10 protein-coding genes are annotated in these 22,104 nt (G+C 33.2%); 3 read left to right on the plus strand and 7 right to left on the minus strand.

Annotated elements, in window-relative coordinates; all coding sequences use genetic code 11:
* Positions 1-41: 41 nt before the first annotated feature.
* Both BM024_RS01080 and BM024_RS01085 read left to right on the plus strand, forming a co-directional pair.
* Positions 42-6,158, plus strand: coding sequence for a choice-of-anchor J domain-containing protein (locus BM024_RS01080; RefSeq protein ID WP_090677603.1), 6,117 nt, complete (start codon positions 42-44; stop codon positions 6,156-6,158).
* 719 nt (positions 6,159-6,877) lie between these two features.
* Entirely contained in the window at positions 6,878-8,335 is a 1,458-nt protein-coding gene (locus BM024_RS01085) for an FAD-dependent oxidoreductase (RefSeq protein ID WP_090677604.1), read from the plus strand.
* A 102-nt stretch (positions 8,336-8,437) separates the two neighbouring features.
* Here the strand turns inward: BM024_RS01085 and BM024_RS01090 are convergent, their stop codons facing one another.
* From BM024_RS01090 to BM024_RS01110, 5 genes are all read right to left on the minus strand, one after another.
* On the minus strand, positions 8,438-9,145 hold the full coding sequence (locus tag BM024_RS01090; protein ID WP_090677605.1) for a transporter: 708 nt from the start codon (positions 9,143-9,145) through the stop codon (positions 8,438-8,440).
* A gap of 285 nt (positions 9,146-9,430) precedes the next feature.
* The gene (locus tag BM024_RS01095) at positions 9,431-9,838 is read right to left on the minus strand and encodes a hypothetical protein (protein ID WP_090677606.1); all 408 of its coding nucleotides are present in this window, start codon (positions 9,836-9,838) and stop codon (positions 9,431-9,433) included.
* Positions 9,839-10,201: 363 nt separating this feature from the next.
* A complete protein-coding gene (locus BM024_RS01100) occupies positions 10,202-11,668 on the minus strand; it encodes an efflux transporter outer membrane subunit (protein ID WP_090677607.1) in 1,467 nt (488 codons plus the stop codon).
* Between the two features lie 9 nt (positions 11,669-11,677).
* Entirely contained in the window at positions 11,678-14,827 is a 3,150-nt protein-coding gene (locus tag BM024_RS01105; protein ID WP_090677608.1) for an efflux RND transporter permease subunit, read from the minus strand.
* A gap of 22 nt (positions 14,828-14,849) precedes the next feature.
* A complete protein-coding gene (locus BM024_RS01110) occupies positions 14,850-16,001 on the minus strand; it encodes an efflux RND transporter periplasmic adaptor subunit (RefSeq protein ID WP_090677609.1) in 1,152 nt (383 codons plus the stop codon).
* A 302-nt stretch (positions 16,002-16,303) separates the two neighbouring features.
* Here BM024_RS01110 and BM024_RS01115 point away from each other — a divergent pair, with 302 nt between their 5' ends.
* Complete coding sequence (locus BM024_RS01115; protein WP_090677610.1) at positions 16,304-17,842, plus strand: YifB family Mg chelatase-like AAA ATPase; 1,539 nt, start codon at positions 16,304-16,306, stop codon at positions 17,840-17,842.
* 187 nt (positions 17,843-18,029) lie between these two features.
* On the opposite strand, the gene BM024_RS01120 is transcribed toward BM024_RS01115, so the two are convergent.
* Positions 18,030-19,295: a tetratricopeptide repeat protein gene (locus tag BM024_RS01120; RefSeq protein ID WP_090677611.1), complete on the minus strand. Its 1,266-nt coding sequence runs from the start codon at positions 19,293-19,295 to the stop codon at positions 18,030-18,032.
* 29 nt (positions 19,296-19,324) lie between these two features.
* Positions 19,325-21,880 carry a DNA gyrase subunit A gene (gene gyrA, locus BM024_RS01125; RefSeq protein WP_090677612.1) on the minus strand — a complete coding sequence of 852 codons (2,556 nt, stop codon included), beginning with the start codon at positions 21,878-21,880 and terminating at the stop codon, positions 19,325-19,327.
* Positions 21,881-22,104 lie beyond the last annotated feature (224 nt).

Raw genomic sequence — 22,104 nt, forward strand, 5'->3', positions numbered from 1 at the left:
AATCACTTTAAAGCTACGATATTAATTAACAGACAAATGTGATGAGAAAAAAAATTGTGTACCTATTAGCCTTGTTATGTGTAGGAATTTATGGTTCAACAAGAGTATTTAATTTAAATGAATCAATCAAAGATTTTCATTTCCAAAATATATTGGAAGAATACTCTGTCCGGACAAATACATTTTTAGATGATTGCTCTACACCTATAAATTTGAATACAAAGAGTATTCAAACTACTCAAGCTACCATTTATTGGGATGCAAATACAGATTCATCTTGGGAGTACTATGTTGTTAATTATGCAAGTGTTACACCTACTGGATCTGGTACAGTTAGTAATACTAATGAAGTAATCATTACGAAAGATAGTAATGGGAATATATTATTACCTGACACTGAATATGAATTTTATGTAAGAACAGTTTGTTCTAGCAAAAAGTTTAGTTCGTGGAGCGGACCTGTAAGTTTTAAAACAACTTGTTTACCTAAAAGTTTACCGTTTACCGAAGGATTTAATAGTAACTCACCTACTATTAATTGTTGGACAATAATCGATGTTGCAAATGATGCTACATCATTGAATGGCGAAATGATATGGAAGAACCATGATAAGAGTACTTATGAAGGAGATAGGGTTATGTTTTTTGATTGTGGTTTTAACCTAGGACACGATGATTGGTTAATTTCTCCTACAGTAACCTTTGGTAATACCAAAATATATGCCTTGACCTTTTATTTTAAAACTCAACTTTTGGATCCTTCTTTCGCTTCCTATCATGAAAATCAATTTGAGATAGCTTTATCTACGGAAGGAGTTGATGTAGAAAAATTCACTAATATTTTACTTCCAATGGAAAAATATACAAATACATCTTATATAAAAAAGATGGTATTTATAAAAAATATTGGAGGTAATGTGAATATAGGATGGCATATAAAATCAAATATGTTAACTCAACTTTATATAGATAAGGTTAGTATAGAAGAAATTAATTGTATCCCTCCAAGTGATGCTTTTTTAGTAGATGTAACAACATCTAGTGCCGATTTTAGCTGGGAGGATAATGGAAATACAAGTTGGGAGTATTACGTAAATAATTCGGGAGGAGGAGTGCCAACTGGTTCGGGAACTCTTTCTAACAGTAAGAATGTGACATTTTCTAAAACTTCTGGTACAGGTGGAGTTAATTTGCAACCTAATACAGAATATGAATTTTATGTTAGGGGTAACTGCGGTACGAATAAGTATAGTCCTTGGATAGGTCCAGTTATTTTCAGAACACAGTGTAATCCAATAGGATTACCCTTTTGGGAGGGATTCAATACGGATTCAACGACTTTCGAATGTTGGACAATACGAGACTTCGATCAAAGACCGAATGTTTACAGAGGTGTATTTTTTACCAATATTTGGAAATTGATACAAACACCACCTCCAGTATTATTTCCTATTAATCCAATTGAATATGAAGGAGATCAAGCTATTTGTTTTGCGCCTGAAGAAGGAGAACATGATGATTGGCTAATCTCACCAACTTTTAACCTAGATGCCACTAAATATTATAGATTAAAATATCACACTAAGGTCTTTATGTTTGAAGGTACGGGTATAAAGTACAAGGTAATGTTATCTAATGAAGGAATATCTAAATCAGATTTTAAAACGACTCTTCATACTCGTACTTTAAATTCCGACGTATGGGTTGAAGAAGCAACTATTATTTCAGGAGTAGGTGGAGAAGTGAATTTGGCGTGGAAGATAGAGTCAGATAAAGGTGGAAATAATCTAATACTTGATAATGTGTTTTTTGAAGAAGTTAGTTGTCCAGAACCTTTTAATTTAGGAGTAAAGGATGAAGAGGGTACTAGTGCTACTGTTTATTGGACTGATAATATAGGTACAAAATGGGAATATGCAGTGCAAAAAGCTGGAACATATGGTGTTCCAAAATCAGGAACTACTACAAATCAAAAAGAAGTTGTTTTAAAACAAGACAAGAATGGAGACTCATTAGAATCCAACACAGAATATGTTTTTTATATTAAAAGCAATTGCTCTAATGGAGATGAAAGTGATTGGGTTCAGTTCCGCTTTTGGACAGCTTGTGGAACTTTTAAAACACCTTTTTGGGAAGGATTTAATTCAAATTCCAAAACGATGAGATGTTGGAATATTGTAGATTCTAATGGAGATGGAACATCCTATCCAGGAAATCAAGCTTGGGGAAAAACATTTTCATTACAAAAGAATCAGTATGAAGGTGATGAGGCAATGACATTTACATCTTATGATCCAGTTAAAGTAAATGATGACTGGTTAATTAGCCCTGAAATACTTTTTGAAAATAACAAAATTTATAGATTAAAATATCATTATAGGGGTGCATTAAACAATCCTGAAAATACCTTAGAAGTTTTGGGGTCTAACAGTGGTGTAAAATCAAGTGATTTTACACATAAGATAGTTAAAGATGAATCTTTAGCTTCGGTCTCATATAAAGAGAAGAAAGTGTTTATTGAAAATTTGTCTGGAAATGTAAATTTAGCATGGCACTTGAAAGGTCAAGGAAGTATTGGCGTTTTTATAGATAATGTTTTTGTGGAAGAGGTAACAGGATGTCCAGATCCCTTGAATATTCTTATTGATGATATCGAATCCAATGAAGCAACAATTTCTTGGACAGATGATTTTGGAGCAACAAAATGGGAATATTATATTCAGAAAGTTTCTGGGACTAAACCTCTAACTGCTGGATTTTTAACAAGTTCAAAAATCAATACGGTGACCAAAGATAATAACGGGTCGGTTTTACTACCCAATTTTGAATATGAGGTTTACGTTCGAACAGTTTGTAAAAACGGGGAATATAGTATTTGGGATGGTCCACATTTATTTAGAACTTCATGTGATATTTATACACCGCCTTTTTGGGAGGGTTTTAATACTAATTCAGAGACTATCAATTGCTGGACAGGTGAGGATGGAAGACTTTGGGATATAAAAGATTTAAGCTATGGAGCTATATTTGAAGGGGATCAAAGTATGCTTAGTGGTACGACAAATACATGGTTGATTTCTCCAACTTTTAAACTTGATGGTAGTAAATATATTTTAAAATATCATTATAGAACTTCCAATTCAGGAGGAGAATTTGAGGTGTTATTATCGAGCAAAGGGGGAGCTGTATCTGATTTTACTACTAGTTTATCACCTATGAAAAAGTATACAAATGATGGATATAAGGAAGAGGTGTTGTTTTTAAATGGAATTAACGATGAAATTAATATAGCTTGGCACGCAAAAGAATTTGGAGTTGGATTAGATAATGTTATTTTAAAGAAAATAGAAACCTGTCCTGAACCCTATAATGTTGATATTAGTAATCCAACATTAACTACATTGGATGTCTCATGGCAGCAAGAAATAGGCGGAAGTGATGAATGGGAGGTGTTGGTTGTTTATTTTGGAGAAGATGAAACTGCAGCACCCGTAAAAACAATATCGGTCAAAGGAAGCCCAAATACAATCGTTACTGGCCTTAAATCGGGACATATGTATAGTGTTTACGTGAGAGCTAAGTGTGAAGATAATCTGGAATGGAGTGATTACTCAACTCCATCTAATGGAGGTACAAAAGTTTCGAATGATGATTGTAGTAGTGCTATTAAGATTCCTATAAATGATGGTATCGAGTGTATAGAAACTGTACCATTTACTTTAACGGGTGCCACGGTGTCAACTGTTCCCGAACCAAATTGTAATCAAGGAGGGTATTTAGCCAAAGATGTGTGGTTTGAATTTACAGCTACAGCATCAGCTAAGCATATGTTGAAGTTTTTGGATCGAAATTATAATGGACAAATATATGGTGCTTTATACGATGGAGATTGTAGTTCTCTTACGTCTACAGCCTTGGAATGTTTTGAACCGACATATTATAACGCAGGAGCTATAAAGAATTTTATAGTTTTTGAAAATCTTATCCCAGGGAAAAAATATTATATTCGTCTCGGTATATGGGATGATCCTAATTTGCAAGAAGATTTTTATTATAAATTGTGTATAACTGTTCCTGCACCGATTGAAGTGAGTCCTATTGGTGAAAAATATACTTTGGAGGAATTGGTGAAAGATGTGTTTGTAAAGTCTAATTGTGATTTAGTTTCCAATATTAATTATAAAAATGGCGATGGAAAACCATTAAGTCAAGCAGTGAATACAATTGGCTATTTTAACAAAGCAAAGTCTATTTTTCCTTTTGAAGAAGGAATTGTTCTTTCTTCTTCTGAAGTTGAATATATTCCAGGACCTTATAACGGATATTTTGTTTATAGAGGAAACACTTCAAAAAGATGGCAAGGAGATAAAGAAATTAATGATGCGATTGATAATATAGGTGGTGGACCATTTCAAGATAAATTGGTTACTCAATTACAGTTTGATTTTACACCAGTAAAAGATTCTATTGAATTTGAATATTTGTTTGCTTCAAATAATTATTATCCAGGTAGTTCATTAGCTTGTGAAGCGGGATCGATGTTTGTTGTATTGTTGACAGATCAAGTTACGGGTGAACAACAAAATATTGCGATGATACCTGATACCAATGTACCAATTGGGATAAATACTATTAGAGATTCTGAAAAGTCTAAGGTTCCTTGTGAAAGTGTTAATCCGGAATATTATTGGAAGCATTATGATTTTATTCTCAGAAAGGCACTAGATGATGCTACTGAAGCACCTATTGATTTTGTTGGATTTACAGTTCCAATGAAATCTCAAAAAACATATGTGAAGCCAGGTCGTAAATACAATATAAAAATGGCTTTAGTTGAGTTCTCAATTTTTACACAATCAAATTCAGCTGTATTTTTCAAAGCAGGTAGTTTTGATTTAGGTGCAATTGATTTGGGAAGTGATTTATTGGTTGAAGATAATAATGCTGTATGTCATGGAGGGTCAACGATTATAAAATCTGGAATTGTTGAATCAGATGAACTTAAAATGGTTATAGAGTGGTATAAAGACGGAAAAATAATACCTGGTGAAAACACACCTGATCTAGAGGTAAAAGAGGCGGGGGAATATATGGTTAAGGTTATGTTTTCTGATATGAATTGCGAGTCTTCAGGATCTATAAAAGTTGAGTTTTTTCCATCTCTAAAGGATATTTTGGGTGAACCTGGAGATATTGTGGTTTGTCATAAATCTCTAAAGTCGTTGAAAATTGCATTAACTCAAATTGAAGAGGACATATTCAAAGGATTAGACAGAGAATTGTTTAATGTATCTTATTTCGGTAAGGAAGAGAATGCTCGTTTAAATGAAGAAGCCTTGTTAACACCAGATGCTTTTGACTTAGGTAAAGAACCTATGAATCAAAACTTATTTGTTAGAGTTGAGAGTGTGGAAACGGGATGTTTCGAAATTTTTGATTTATCTATTGTGGTTGAAGCAGGAGAGTTACCAGAAAAAGTAGCAGATATAAAGGTTTGTGCAACTTATGTGTTTCCAGATTTAAAAGACAATCAGTCATATTATTCTGCATCAGAAGGGAAAGGCCTCGAATATGAATCGGGTGAGACATTAGATGTTCCGGGAGATTACACGATTTATGTATTACAACTAAATAATGAAGCTGGGTGTTTTGAAGAAGTTTCATATACGGTGTCTATTGTTGCTCCGGTTGTAGCTGCTGTTTTTGAAGATGCGGAATATGATTGTGAATTATATGTTTTAGATGTATTGCCGCCTTTTAATAAATATTTCACACAACCCAATGGAGGAGGAGTTGAATTATATCCTGGAATGGAATTGATTAAAGGTCAAACAATTTATGTTTATGCGAGCTCAGAGGATTCAATATGTGTAGATGAAAGTAGTTTTACTATAACTTATACAGAATGTCCAATTCAGAAAGGATTATCTCCGAACGGTGATGGTGTTAATGATGTATTTGATTTGAGTGTTCATGGAGTAGAAAGTATCAAGATTTTCAATCGTTGGGGAGCCGAGGTATTTAGCTTTGGAAATGGTTATACGAATGAATGGCATGGTCAAGATAAAAATGGAAGTAAACTTCCAGATGGAACTTATTATTATATGATTATTTCGCGTAATTCTACTCGTACTGGTTGGGTACAAATTAATAGGTAGATAATTTGAAAATTGAATTTTGTAAAGGTGCTATATATTAGGTTAGTCAGTTTTTATAGCGAAGAGGGTTGTTAAGAAATTAACAACCTTTTTTTATAAGTTTTTTTGATGAATATCTTTAAGTACTTTAAATAGCTTTTTAATAAGTTTTCAAAAAAGATTACTGCTTTTTAAGCTATTCTATACCAATTAGGTCGTCTTAGTTCATAGCTCCCTCTAGTCAACCCCTAGTCTCCCTCTAGGTGTAAGGGTAATGTTAGCCAGTTGTGGCCGTAATGCTAGCGGTGTGTGAGCGATTTTTACTAGGATAACAATGGGAAACACATCGGTGATATGTTGGAATGTTAGTATGGTATAGTAGGAGGAAAGAGTTTAATACTATTCACAATGATAAACGAAAGAAAGTTAATAGTAGTTCTGCCAGTATGAGTTCTATGTTATTATATAAAACAAATGTTTCTTTACATAGGGATTAAAAAATGATTGAAGAAAGTAAGTATGGCTCCGAATTGGTTAAAAGATAAGAATTATCACTTTGAGTGAATTTTGTTAGTTTTGAAGATAATTTGAAACAGTATTATTTATTATAAAATAATAAAATGCAGGTTGTCATTGCTATACTATATAACCATTTAGAATACAATGAGGTTATTTATTTAATATAACAAGAGAATGATTAATTTTGCACATAGTATTTCGAAGTTAAATAAGGAAAAGGAGTGAAAGAAGGAAGTCATGAGAAAAAGTACTGGTGTATTTGTAAGGAATGTCAAGGACAAGGAATAAAAAGACGAAGAATAAGTAAGAAAGTCCGTCTAAGTTATCAATTAGCATATTGTGAATTTGAAAAAACAAAAGGCGAAAGTGAAATCCCTAATCGACCAGTAGGTGAGGTGTATTCATGTAATATATGTAATGGGTCCGGTTTAATTAAATCCGACACTCCTCCCAAAGTTGAAAAAGAAAAATTCCCTCATGTTTCAATTATTGGTGGAGGTATAGGTGGAGTGGCTCTTGCTGTTGCTTGTTTTCATCGCGGTATTCCTTTCACTCTTTATGAACGCGATAAAAACTTCAATGCTAGGTCTCAGGGCTATGGACTCACTTTGCAACAAGCTAGTAGAGCCATTGAAGGCTTTGGAATTTTTTCACTGAAAGATGGAGTTGTCTCAACAAAACATATTGTTCATAATTCAGAAGGCGAAGTCATTGGAGAGTGGGGTATGAGAAGATGGGTATCATCAGATTCAAATTTGACTTCAAAAAGATCTAATGTACATATTGCAAGACAATCATTGCGCTCTGTTCTTTTACAGCAACTTGAAGGAAATGAATCTGTTAAATGGGGGCATCAATTAGTAGATTTTGAAGAAGCGGAGAATGATAATATTATTTTAAAGTTTATAGTTAACGGAGAAATCAAGTATAATAAAACGAATCTTTTAGTTGGTGCGGATGGAATCCGTAGCTCAGTAAGAAGGTTGTTGTTTGGAGATAGTGTTGATTCATTACGGTATTTAGACTGCATGGTTATATTGGGAATATGTTCGTTGAGTGCTTTAGAAGATATAAAAAGTTCTTTGCTTGATTCTGCTACTGTGTTTCAAACTACCAATGGACAAGAACGAATTTATATAATGCCTTATTCAGTTGACTCTGTGATGTGGCAACTTAGTTTTCCAATATCAGAAGAAAAGGCTAAGAATTTGAGTTTACAAGGGCCTAAAGTTCTAAAAGAAGAAGCTTGTCGTAGAACTCAATGGCATAGTCCTATCCCTCAAATACTAGAAGCTACTACCGAAAATCAGATTTCTGGATATCCTGTTTATGATAGAACACTATTAAATCCAGCACTATTAAAGTGTAGTAAACAAGTTACCCTTCTCGGTGATGCTGCTCATCCTATGAGCCCATTTAAAGGTCAAGGTGCCAACCAAGCACTATTAGACGCTTTATCATTGGCTCGGGGTATTTCAAAAGGATGTAATTCCTCCAATTGGAGAGATGTTGGAATTCGAAAAAGTGTATTATCTAATTATGAAGAAGAAATGCTTTCTCGGAGTGCTATTAAAGTTAAAGATTCTGCTAGTGCTGCAAAGTTTTTACATTCTAAAATTATCCTTTTTAAAGGTGATAAACCAAGAGGGAGTTTCAGTAAATTTAAAGATGATATCTAGAAATGTTGTAAAGACGGCGAATTTATTCTAAACAAAAAACATCACGAGTTTTGTGGTTTTTGAAAGTACTAATTCTTTATATGCAATTTTATTACTACGGAGTTATAACATATAGGATATTCCTAAAGTAGTAAAAAAGCGATCTTCTTCTGTAAATAGAGCATGTCCCAAAGCAAAATCTATTTGTAGTGTAGGGATTAGTATAATTAAAATACCTGCATCAATGTTATGTTCTTGTTCAAATTCGTCTAAGGTTGAAAAATATTCGATAAACGTTGAAATAGTTTCGTTTGGAGCATAGGACAATCCTGATGATAAACTTAAATCGTCAAAGTCATCCAAGAAACCAATATTGTATCCAAGTGAGAATTTTTCAGACAGTTCGTTTTCAAAAGCTATTTTTAGCAATGTGGACATACCATCTTCTTGAAAGCTTTTACTAGCTAATCTATTAACTGAGGCATACCCAACTAGCGAAATGGCAGGAATTATTCTATTTTGCTCAATTAGTTTTTGTTTAATGCTTAGAGTTAGTGGCTTAAGACCTCTTATGTTGTTTTCTTTTCCAAAATCAGCTAATAAGCGTAATTCAGTTGAATTGCTTACTCCAAATCGCAACATAAAGTTATTTAATATCGTTTCTTTTGATATGGTTATTCCGTTTTCAATCTGAAACTTATTCTTAGATATTGTGTTAACTCCATCACTTTGGTCAGGACGGTCTGTATTAATACTTTCCGATTGTGCAAAGCAACTTAATGACAGAAAACAGAAATTAACAACGAAAAATAATGTCTTTACTTTACTCAATGTCTCTGAGTGTTAAATTAAACTAATTCATGTACTATATTGTCAACCAATCTTACTTGATTCATAACCCAAATGTACAAAATATTCGGAAGTCTAAAACAATAAGTCTCACATCTCGTCAACTAAATATTTATCAATCAATTTTATAAATGGCAATTGTTCTCTTCGTCTAGTCTATGGTTTTTGAGAAGTCTCACAGAAATATTTTTTCAATATTTAGATAGTTTAATCTTATTTAAGTTGTGCCCTTAAAATATTGTATTAGAAGACTTTAAAAAAAACAACTTATAGTTTTATAATTCCCTTTTGAATCATTTCTAACATTACTGGGGAGGCATTTTTAAATGTTGGTTCCTGTTGGATTATACTTCCTGCATTTTTCTTATTTACTTTAAAGGTCAAATCCCTCTCGGTCGTGAATAATAAAAAAGTTAAAAATGGATTCTTAATATAAGAACTCAAAACATTAAAAAGCTCATCACTAGAATAGAAGTTTTCGACTTCTTCTGTTTTGTATCGAGAAGTAAGAGCAAAGTTGTATCCTCCATTTTCTAAAATATGAAGACGAACATAAATGTTTTTAAGTTCAGTATCCCCAATTGTTTTGGCTAATGTAAGTTTTGCAAAAGTACCATCGTTAATACTCGATATTACTTGCTCATAAAATTCAATAAAAACGTTCTGATATAGCATCTCAATTTAATTTGAACTGCAAACTTACACTAAGTCGATAATATGTTACTTCTTTTTGAATAATATTTTTACTAAATTCAATAAACTATGTTTTTTTCCTTTAAAGTCTGAGAAATCTATTTCTTAGCTCTCTAGAGCTGTTACTAAAAGTATAATAGATTCTTATTATTTCGATTTTATTGTTTTTCATAGTGTAGATTTATTTCTAAATAATGATTTATTTAATACTTGTGTTTTAGTGTTGTATTCTCGATTATTATTAGGAACAAAAAAAACATTATGATTTATAATATATAGAATTCTTATTTAAACAATAAGTTAGTGTTAGTAATTGCGTAAAATAAATTATTTGTTTAGTTATATCTATTGCCAACCACCTCCAAGAGACTTGTATAGCTTAATTCTGGCAAGTAATTTGTTTTGTTTCAATTTGTTTAGGTTTAGTTCACTTTCTAAAGCCACTCTTTGTGTGTTTATAATTTCCAAATAGGTAGCATAGCCACTATTGAAAAGTAAGTTAGATTGTTTTATTCCTAATCTTGATGTACTTACTTGTTCTTCCGCTATATCAAGTTGTTCATTCAATGATTCCAATACTATCAAAGCATCTGTTACATCATTTATAGCAGTATAGACCGTTTTTTGAAAATCAATTTCTGCCTGTGTTCGTTCTAACTTGGCGATTTCATAGGCTGTTTTAAGTTTTCTGTTTTTAAATATAGGTTGAGTTAATCCTCCTACTAAGCTTCCGAATAATGAACCTGGAATTGAAAACCAGTTTCCTGATAACATACTGTTAACTCCTCCTGATAAATCTATTGTGAGGGAAGGATATCTACTGACTTGAGTTACTCCAACGTTTGCATTTTTTATTTTTAACTCTAACTCAGCTTCACGAACATCAGGGCGTGATCCCACCATATATAAAGGTACACCTGTGCTAAGTGATTCTTCATATTTTACATCTGCTAGTTTAGTATCTCTTTCTATTTGCGTGGGTAATTGACCTGTTAATAATGATAGTGCATTTTCTTGAACTGCTATTTGTTGTTTTAAAGAGGGGATTAATGCTTTAGCTACGAGCATTTGAGAACGTGTTTGTTGTATCGCTAAAGAAGTAATTTGTCCTGCATCTCGTTGTAACTGAACTATTTTTAAAGTATTTTCTGTTAGTTCGTAATTCGTTCTTGCTACTTCCATTTGAGCATCTAAAAGCAATAAGTTATAGTATCCTTCTGCTATTTTGGCTATTAATTCGGTTTGTATAGCTTTTTTAGCTTCATGTGTTTGGAGGTAAATAGCTAAGGTTTGAGCACTTTGACTTTTAATTTTTCCCCAAATATCGACTTCCCAACTTAAGTCTAGACCTGATATATACTGTGCTGAGTTAACATACATACTACTTGGTGCATCGCTGCCTTTATCCTTATAATAGTTTGAAGAGGGTGTACCGTAATAATTATCTGAACGCCATTGATAAGCTACATTAGCAGCATCTAAAGAAATTGACGGTAGCCAGGCTACTTTTGCTTGTTTTAGTTTTTGATTAGCAATTTCAATATTTTTTATTGCATTTTGCATATCAAAATTATGGTCGAGTCCTTTTTGAATGAGTGCTGTTAAACCTTCATCGGAAAAAAAAGCTTTCCAACTTATGTCAGAAATACCTACAGAATCTTGTAAACTAGCTTCAGTTTGAAATCTATAAGAAGTGGGGATTTCAAATTCCACTGCTTTGTAATTAGATTGTGGAGCACAAGAGTTAAGTAACAATAATGTTAGTGTGGTAGCACTAATTGATGATATAGAGATTGTTTTTAATTTATTCATAATCAATGTTTAATCGTTAGTAAACTTTGCTTTCAATTTTTCGTCAATGGATTGGAATACAAAAAATAGTACAGGGATAATAAATATACCTATAGTTACACCAAATAACATACCTCCCGCTGCGCTAAAACTAATGGAATGGTTTCCTTGAGCAGAAGGACCAACGGTCCACATCAAGGGGATCAATCCTGCAACAAATGCAAAAGAAGTCATAAGAATTGGTCTTAATCTCATCTTAGCTCCTTCTATGGCAGCGTCAAATATAGAGCGTCCCAATTTTCTTTGTTGTAGACCAAATTCTACAATTAATATAGCATTTTTGGCTAAAAGTCCAATTAACATAATTAGTCCAACTTGAACATAAATGTTGTTTTGTAAACCGACAATATTAATAAAAACAAAAACTCCTAATAACCCAGTAGGTACCGAAAGTAGAATAGCTAATGGTAATAAATAACTTTCGTATTGAGCAGATAACAAGAAGTAAACAAAAAGTATACTAAGTCCGAAAATTAATATTGCTTGATTTCCTGATGTTTTTTCTTCTAATGACATTCCCGTAAACTCATAAGAATAGTTACCTGGTAGGGTAGAAGCTACTTCTTCAACTACCTTTAGAGCATCTCCTGTACTATATCCTTCTGCGGGTGTTGCCTTTATCGAAATAGCATTGTATAAATTGTATCGAGTAACCGTTTCTGGACCTAATACTTTCCTTAATTTCACTAAAGTGTTTGCAGGTAACATTTCACCATTTTTATTCTTAACAAAAATTGAGTTGAAGGATTGTGGGTCGTTTCTATAATCTACATCTGCTTGCATATATACTCTATAGGTTCTTCCAAATCGAGTGAAATCACCAGCTTGAACTCTACCGTAATAATTTTTAATAGTGGTCATTAGATCTTTTACACTTACACCTAAAGATTTCGCTTTGATATAATCGATCTCTAACAAATACTGTGGAAAATTTGCTTTGAAAGATGTAAAAGCATGTTCAATCTCTTCACGCTGATTCAATTTTCTGATAAGCGTATCTGCGGTTGCACTAAATTCTTCAAAACCACTTCCCATTCTGTCTTGCAAAACAAATTCTAGTCCACTAAAATCTCCAAAACCTTGAACTGTTGGTCTTGGAAACACATTAAAGGATGCATCGTTTAATACAGAAAGGTCTTTGTGAATTTCAGTGATGATTTTGTTAATATTTTTTTCTTCTCCTCTTTCTTTGTATGGTTTTAAATTGATATATCCAACAGCAAAAGAAGGACTTGCATTGGCGTCAATTGCATTATATCCAGATATTGCGGTCATGCCTTCAATATCAGTTCTTAACTTCAGGATACTGTCAGCTTGTGCTAATACAACTTTAGTTCTAGCTAAAGAAGCGCCTGGAGGCATGGCCAAAGAATAAGTAATAAAGCTATCATCTTCTGTAGGAATAAAACTAGAAGGTGTTTTGTAAATTAACAACACTCCTAATCCTATAATAGCAATTAATCCTAATAAGGAATATTTACTGTTTTTGATGAGTTTTGTTATAGAGGTTACATATCTTGTTGTAAAGCTATCAAAGGCTGTGTTGAAGGAAAAGAAAAAGCGAGCTTTTAAACTTTCTAATTTTCCCATCGGAGCCTTAACAAAATCTTCTTCATGATGTTCATGCTTTAAAAATAGAGCACACAAAGCAGGACTTAGAGTCAATGCATTAATAGCTGAAATTAGAATGGCAATTGCTAATGTATAAGCAAATTGTTTATAAAATAAACCTGCTGGCCCTTGCATAAAACCTACTGGTAAAAATACAGCTGCCATAACAAGAGTTATTGATAAAATAGCCCTTGTGATTTCACTCATAGCAGAAACTGTAGCTTCTTTAGCTTTCATTCCAGTTTGATGCATCTTCTCATGTATTGCTTCGACGACGACTATAGCATCATCAACAACAATTCCAATGGCTAGTACCAAGGCAAACATGGTTAATACATTAATTGAAAAACCTAAAAGGTAAATAAAGAATAAGGTACCCAATAACGATACAGGAATTGCTACAACCGGAATAATTGTTGATCTGAAATCTTGTAAAAAGATGTAAACGATGATGAAAACCAAGAAAAAGGCCTCAAACAAAGTACTTCTAACTTGATTAATTGATTCGTCTATTTGATCTTTTACTGAGTAGCTAATATCATATTTAATTCCGTCAGGAAAGGATTTAGATACACGTTCTAAGACTTCTCTTATTGCAATATCAATATCTCTAGCATTTGAACCACTCGTTTGAGTTATGTTCATTGTCAAACCAGGAAAGCCGTTTACGCTGTTGTCACTTCCTAAATTAGATGCTCCAAACTCAACCCTTGCTATGTCTTTAAGATATAGTACTGAACCATCTTTATTGGTTTTAATTACTATGCTTTCGAATTCTTCAGGTAGATTAAATCTACCTCTATGTTTTAATGCAGTTTCGAATACTTCATCTGATGTTTCCCCAAATTTTCCAGGTGCAATTTCAAAGTTTTGGTCTTTAATTGCACTAATCACGTCTTGAGGGACTAGGTCATACAAAGCTAGTTTCTCCGGGTTTAACCACGTACGCATTGAGTAATCACGAGCTCCAACTCGGCTTACTGCCGCTACTCCTGGAACACGGAGTAATTCACGGTTGATATTAATCTGAGTATATGCTTGTAAAAACGTTTCGTCGTAAATTTCTTCAGGATGATCGCTGTAAAAATTAATGGTCATAATATTACCACTCTGTCTAGGACTTACAGAAATACCTGATTCATTGACTTCAGAAGGTATTTGACTTGCAGCTTTTGTTACTCTGTTTTGTACGTTTACAGCAGCTTGGTCAGGATCGGTTCCTGCTTCAAAGAAAATGCTTATTGTTCCTGAACCACTATTACTCGCTTTTGAGGTTATATAGGTCATATTGTCGACCCCATTAATTGCTTCTTCAATTGGTAGTAAAACGCTTTGTGCTACTGTTTCAGCACTAGCTCCAGGATAGGAGGTAGAAACTGTTACACTTGGTGGGGCTATCTCGGGAAAACGTGTAATCGGTAATAGGGTTAAACCCACTAATCCTAAAAGCAAAAACATAATAGAGATTACCGTTGCTAATATGGGACGCTGTATAATTGATTTTATCATAGTTTAATGTATAGGATTGAACTTAGTTCATTGGCTTAACATACATTCCTTCAGTTAATTTGTCAAAACCTGTTTTAATTATTATATCACCTCGTTTTAATCCTTCTGTAACTATATAGTTAGTGCCAGAAACACCCTCAATAGAAATAGACTGTAGTTTTACTTTGCTTTCATTGTCTAATAAGTATACGAAGGTTTTGTCTTGAATAGATGTTGTTGCAACTTGTGGAACTAATATCACGTTGTGTTTTGTTTCTTGTAATTTTACAGTTCCTGAATTTCCTGAGCGCATGACATCTTGTGAGTTAGGAAAAGTTGCACGTAAAGAAATTGCTCCTGTATTTCTGTTTACTTGGCCATTAATTGCATCTACTACACCTCTTTCGGTGTATTCGTGTCCATCTGCAAGTATAAGGGTGACTTTTGGTAAATTTTGATTTGAATCATTAGTTTTAGAAGTGTCTAATTTTTGATTTGATTTTGTGAAGTATAGAAAATCAGACTCACTCATACCAAAATAAACATACACATCACTAACATCAGATAAAACAGTCATTGGCTGACTATCGTTCTTAGCTACGAGGTTTCCAATACGTTTGGGAATTCTACCAATATAACCGCTAACAGGCGCTTTGATTATGGTGTATTCTAAGCTAATTTTCGCACTTGCTACTGAAGCAGAAGCCTTAGCTAGGGAAGCTTTGGCAATTTCATAATTAGATTTAGCAGTTTCTAATTGTACTTCGGCTATCACCTCATTGTCAATTAGGGGTTTAAGTCTATCTATTTCTAGCTGAGCATTTTTTAATTTAGCCTTTTCAACGTTTTCTGTAGCTATCTCGTTGTTTAATTTTTCTTGGTAAGGTTGTGGGTTTATTTTAAATAGAGGTTGTCCTTCTTTTACAAAAGCACCCTCATCTACATAAATTTCATCTAATATTCCCTCCACTTGTGGTCTAATCTCTACGTTGACTTTACCTTCGATGGTTCCAATATAATCTTTTACGGTTATTGCAGTAGCAGTATCGATTTTTATAACAGGTAAAGCAAGTGCATTTTCTTTTGGGTCTACAGGTTTTTTAGTACTGATGTTACAGCTGTTTGCCAATACAAGTGTTCCAATCATCAGTAAGGAGGCAAATGCAACCAGCAGGTTTTTCTTTCTTGTTATCATTATTCTTGTTTTTGTAATTAGTAAAGGAGAATTATCTTCTATGATAGATTATTCCAATCATAATGCCAATCGTATAAAAAACAACGACAACGACATTAATGCGCTGATTATTAATTAATTATGTTTTTGTGGTTGCTGTAGTTATTAACTAATAAAGTTTCCCGAATCGGGGATGTGTTCCACATAATATATTGTTAAAATACGTCTATACTCAAACGTTTAACTTAAGTTCATTGATTTAAAGAATCAAAAAAATGATTTATTGAACAATATTCGTTATTTTTAATATAAATTAATAGTATATGTTATCAAAGATTTATGGTAGTGCAGTTTTGGGAATAGAAGCTGTTACAATTACGGTTGAAGTATATATAGATCAAGGTGTAAACTTCTATTTGGTAGGATTACCCGATAATGCTGTTAAGGAAAGTAGTTATAGAATTGCAGCTGCGCTTAAAAATGTGGGATATCGTTTTCCTAATAGAAAAATTACTGTGAATATGGCACCAGCTGATTTGAGAAAAGAGGGTTCTGCATACGATTTAACCATTGCTATGGGTGTTTTACAGGCTTCTGAACAGATAAAGGCTCCCACTATTGGTTCTTATGTGATTATGGGGGAATTATCTCTAGATGGTAGTCTACAGCCTATAAAAGGTGCTTTACCTATTACAATGAAAGCTAAGGAAGATGGATTTAAAGGAGTTATTCTTCCAATTCAAAACTCAATGGAAGCTGCTTTGGTTGAAGGAATAAATGTATATGGAGTTAGAAATATTAAAGAAGTTATAGAGTTTTTTGAAGGAATTATTGAAATTGAACCAACTACTATTGACGTAGCTTTAAGTCTTGGAGTGCTTGCTAAAGATTCTATGGAACTTGATTATAAGGATGTAAAAGGGCAAAATATTGTGAAGAGATGTATGGAGGTTGCAGCGGCTGGTGGGCATAATATTTTATTAATTGGCCCACCTGGTTCAGGTAAAACAATGATCGCAAAGCGACTACCTAGTATTTTACCTCCAATGAGTGTAGAAGAGGCATTAGAAACAACGAAAATACATAGTGTTGTAGGTAAAGTGAAGGATTTGTCTTTAATGAAGAATCGCCCATTTAGAAGTCCACATCATACAGCTTCAAGTGTTTCATTAGTAGGAGGGGGGAGTTATCCTCAACCAGGTGAGATATCTTTAGCGCATAATGGTGTTTTATTTCTCGATGAATTACCTGAATTTAAAAGGGAGGTTTTAGAAGTGATGAGACAACCTTTAGAAGATAGAGAAGTTACCATTGCTCGAGCTCGTTTTACAATTACTTATCCTTCTTCTTTTATGCTTGTAGCTAGTATGAATCCAAGTCCTAATGGATACTTTAATGATGCAGATTCATCTAGAACAACCAGTAAAGCAGATATGGACCGATATTTAGGGAAAATATCTGGACCTTTATTAGATCGAATTGATATGCATGTGGAAGTAAGTCCATTACCTTTTGAATCATTGTCAAAGGCCGCTTTGGCTGAGAACAGTGATTCTATAAAGAAAAGAGTAGTTGCTGCTAGGTTAATTCAATCTCTTCGTTTTGAAAACTATAAGGGTATACATTATAATGCGCAATTAAATACATCTCTATTAAGAAAGTATTGTGTATTAGATTCAGAGTCTTTGGAGTTATTGAAGATGGCTATGACTAAATTAAATTTATCTGGAAGAGCATATGATAGGATACTAAAGGTCGCTAGGACTATTGCGGATTTAGAGGCTTCAGAGACGATACAGTCTCATCACATCGGTGAAGCTATTCAATATAGGAGTTTGGATAGGGAAGGGTGGTTATACTGACATATTACTAGAATTATCTATTATGATGGCTGCAAAATATTTCAAGTATTTAAAAAGCATATGGAATATCATGAATTTTAGGAAAACAAAAAATGGCAAAATCGAAAGTGTATACACTTACAATTTTACCATTTCAATCTTATTTATTGATTAGCCTTTATTAAAAGGTTTATCAATAATTATTCAATTATTTAGATTCTAATTCATTCGCTTTAGCAGTCATTTCAAGTGCTCTATAAATGCCTAATAAAGTGCTTTTTGCTTCTTGATTATTAGGATTAATTGAAAGAACTTTTTCAAGATCTGTCATTGCATCTCTATAGATAACATTCTTTTGCTTTTTAAGCTCATCATATTTCTTGTTATCCGCAGAAGACATACCTAAACTGTTCATTTTGTTTGTGATTGCTTCGTCTGGTTGTAATTTTAAAATAGCAAGATTTAAATAAGCATTTTCTGACTTAGGGTTAATTGCAATTGCTTTGGTGTAATATTCTTTAGCTGCATCGTATTTACCTGCTTGGTAACTAGTAACACCTAAATTATACAATAACACATCATCATTAGGATTTTTTGTTAAAGCCTCTTTTGCTAACTCTTCATATTTTCCCATGTTATTTGATTTCAAATAGATATCCATCTGAGTTAATAGCAAGTTCATATCGTCTGGATTTGCTTTACGAGCATCACCAATTAAAGATTCTGCTTGATCCATTTTACCTTCTTGGTAATATATTAAAGCTAAATTTTTAATGATTTCAGGACGTTTAGATTCTTCTTTTACAAGTTTAGGATCAGTATGTGTACCTTGTTTAACCATTAGGTCACGCATTTTTGAATCTTTACCAAAACTTTGTACTTGTCCAGAAGCCTTTTCCGTAGCGGTATAATACGAATCGTTTCCTTTAAAGTTTAAATCTAGGAGTGTTTTATAGTGTTTAATAGCAGTATCATACTCTTTAGAATTGATAGCGGTAGATGCTGCATAATATAAATAAAGGGTGTCTTGTGGATTCAATTCAAAAGCTTGTGTAAAGCGTTTGGTTGCTCCTTTATAGTTTGAAGCATTGTTATCTTCAACCCCTTTATTGATTACTTGTTGCGAAACTTCTTTTAATTCCTCAGTTGCTTGTTTAACATACTTACTATTTGCATTTTTATCAAGCTCAAATAGTTTATTGTATGATTTCATAACGTTTTCAACGTTGGCATCAAAGTTTTGGTTTTTTCTAATTTCTTCTACTGCTAAATTACCGTTCAGAAAATAGTATTGAATTTTCTGTTCGTTGCTAGCATTAGGAAGTAAAGCTTCTACTTTGTTAAGAGCTGCTTTAGCTTCTGAAATACTTCCTTTTTTAATTGCTTTTTCAGCATCTTTTAGTTCTGCTTTTTGAGCAATCGAAAAGCTTGTAGTAAATAAAGCTGAAAGCAATAAGACATATCTCTTATTCATTTTTCAAAATTTAATTAGTTATTATAGTTCTATTCTTGTGTTTCAGTATCTTCAGTTGTTTCAGTATCTTCAATATCGTTGTCAGTTGTTTCTAAATCTTCATCAAGATTATTGATATCTACTTCTTCATATTCTACTTCTTCTTCATCATCTTTCATTACTTTTGCTACTGCAGCAATAGAATCATTCCCCTTAATATTGATTAATTTCACACCTTGTGTAGCACGGCCCATTACACGTAGGTCTGATATTTTCATACGAATTGTTAAGCCAGATTTATTGATAATCATTAAATCGTCAGCATCTGTTACTGCATTGATTGATACTAAAAGACCTGTTTTCTCAGTAATGTTCATGGTTTTTACACCTTTTCCACCACGGTTAGTCTCTCTATACTCATCAAGTGAAGATCTTTTTCCGTAACCTTTTTCAGATACAACTAAGATTTCACTACTCATATCATTAACAGAAACCATGCCTATTACTTCATCTTGTTCGTCAGCAAGTGTAATACCTCTTACACCTGATGCAGTTCTACCCATAGGACGTGTTTTACCTTCATCGAAACGAACTAGTTTACCAGATTTAAGAGCAATTAAAACTTTAGAATTACCATCTGTTAATTTCGCTTCTAGTAACTCATCTTCTTCTCTAATAGTAATGGCGTTAATACCGTTTAATCTTGGACGTGAATATTGCTCTAGAGGAGTTTTCTTAACTTGTCCCTTTTTGGTAGCCATAATAACGTATTGACTATTGATGTATTCTTCATCTTTTAAGTCTTGGGTACATATAAAGGCTTTAACTTTATCATCATTTTCAATGTTGATTAAGTTTTGAATAGCTCTACCTTTACTTGTTTTTGATCCTTCTGGAATCTCGTAAACGCGCATCCAATAACACTTACCTTTTTGAGTGAAGAATAACATATATTGATGATTAGTAGCAACATACATGTGCTCTAGGAAGTCTAGGTCTCTTGTTCCTGCAGACTTTTGCCCTACACCACCACGGTTTTGTGTTTTGTATTCTGAAAGTGGAGTTCTTTTAATGTAACCTGCATGAGAAATTGTAATTACAACTTGTTCATCTGCAATTAAATCCTCAATACTTACATCTCCACCAGCGTATTCAATAACTGAACGACGTTCATCTCCGTATTTATCTCTAATTTCAACTAACTCTTCCTTAATTAAGTTCATACGCAATTCCTTGCTTGCTAACAACTCTTTTAAGTGAGTAATTAATTTCATTATTTCTTCATACTCATTACGAAGTTTGTCTTGCTCTAGTCCTGTTAATTGACGCAAACGCATCTCAACAATTGCTCTAGCTTGAATCTCAGATAAACCAAATCGTTCTATTAATTTGGCTCTAGCTTCATCCGCATTTTTAGAACCTCTGATTAATGCAATTACTTCATCTATATTATCAGATGCAATAATTAAACCTTCTAAGATATGTGCGCGTTCTTCTGCTTTTCTTAATTCGAATTCAGCACGTCTAGTAACCACTTCATGTCGGTGGTTTACAAAGTGAAGGATCAAATCTTTTAAATTAAGCATTTCAGGTCTTCCGTTTACTAAAGCGATATTGTTAACGCTGAAAGAAGTTTGAAGTTGCGTGTATTTGAAAAGGGTGTTTAAAACTACGTTAGGTACTGCGTCACGTTTAAGAATATAAACAATTCTCATTCCTTTTCTATCCGACTCGTCACGAATAGTTGCAATACCTTCTATTTTTTTATCGTTAACAGCTTCAGCAGTTTTTTTAATCATTTCTGCTTTGTTTACTTGATATGGAATCTCAGTAACAATAATGCATTCACGACCATCAACTTCTTCGAAAGCTGTTTTAGCTCTCATTACTACACGACCTCTACCAGTTTTGAATGCCTCGCGCACTCCTTCATAGCCATAAATGATTCCTCCTGTAGGGAAGTCGGGTGCTTTAATATAATTAATTAATTCATCGATTTCAATGTCATTGTTGTCGATATATGCAAGTGTACCGTCAATAACTTCGGTTAGGTTGTGAGGTGCCATGTTAGTAGCCATACCAACTGCAATACCTGAAGCTCCATTAATTAATAGATTCGGTATTTTTGTAGGCATAACTTTCGGTTCCTCTAAAGAGTCATCAAAGTTCAATTGAAAATCTACGGTTTCTTTTTCAAGGTCAGCAAGAATTTCTTCAGAAATCTTTTTCATTCTTGCTTCAGTATAACGCATAGCAGCTGGACTATCACCATCTACAGAACCAAAGTTACCTTGTCCATCAACAAGTAAATAACGTAAGCTCCAATCTTGAGCCATACGAACCATTGCGTCATATACTGAGGTGTCACCGTGAGGGTGATATTTACCAAGTACTTCTCCAACAATTCTCGCTGATTTTTTATGAGCTCTATTGGACAGTAGTCCTAACTCGTGCATACCAAATAATACTCTTCGATGAACAGGTTTTAAGCCATCTCTAACATCGGGAAGCGCTCTAGAAACAATTACCGACATGGAGTAGTCGATATAAGCCGATTTCATCTGCTCCTCTATGTTAATGGGAATTAACTTTTCTCCTTCAGACATAAGTATATAAATTTAAATTGTCAAAATATAAAACGTGCTAATATACGTATTATACTACTTTTTTGAACTATTAATTCGTTTATATTTCCCGTTTTTATTAACAATTTAAATTAAAACAGTCTTGAAAAAGTATTGGGAATATTTTTGTTTCTCATTTATTTTTTGTCAATTAGCTATATACTACTTTTTTGAAGTTAGGTATGCTTTTTGCAATTTACACCACA

This window comes from Myroides guanonis (genome assembly GCF_900114085.1).
Classification (GTDB): Bacteria; Bacteroidota; Bacteroidia; order Flavobacteriales; family Flavobacteriaceae; genus Flavobacterium; species Flavobacterium guanonis.